Origin of the sequence: Planotetraspora sp. A-T 1434, from assembly GCF_025420585.1 — a bacterium.
GTDB lineage: Bacteria > Actinomycetota > Actinomycetes > Streptosporangiales > Streptosporangiaceae > JAOEGB01.
The window spans coordinates 1-324 of record NZ_JAOEGB010000126.1; the positions used below are offsets into that span (position 1 = coordinate 1).

A 324-nucleotide genomic window follows, 5' to 3' on the forward strand; every position below is an offset into this window, starting at 1 on the left:
CCGAAGGGTGAGACCGAGCTGACCCCGGAGGAGCGGCTGCTTCGCGCGATCTTCGGTGAGAAGGCGCGTGAGGTCCGCGACACCTCGCTGAAGGTGCCGCACGGCGAGTCCGGCAAGGTCATCGGCGTCCGCGTGTTCTCCCGTGAGGAGGGCGACGAGCTTCCTCCCGGTGTGAACGAGCTGGTCCGCGTCTATGTGGCGCAGAAGCGCAAGATCACCGACGGTGACAAGCTCGCCGGCCGTCACGGCAACAAGGGCGTCATCTCCAAGATCCTCCCCGTGGAGGACATGCCGTTCCTCGAGGACGGCACGCCGGTCGACATC

Annotated in this window: 1 protein-coding gene; it reads left to right on the top strand. The window is 66.7% G+C overall.

From position 1 onward, the window contains the following. Positions 1 to 324 (top strand): hypothetical protein (locus N5079_RS35245; protein ID WP_261588561.1); only part of this gene is annotated, 324 nt, incomplete at both ends.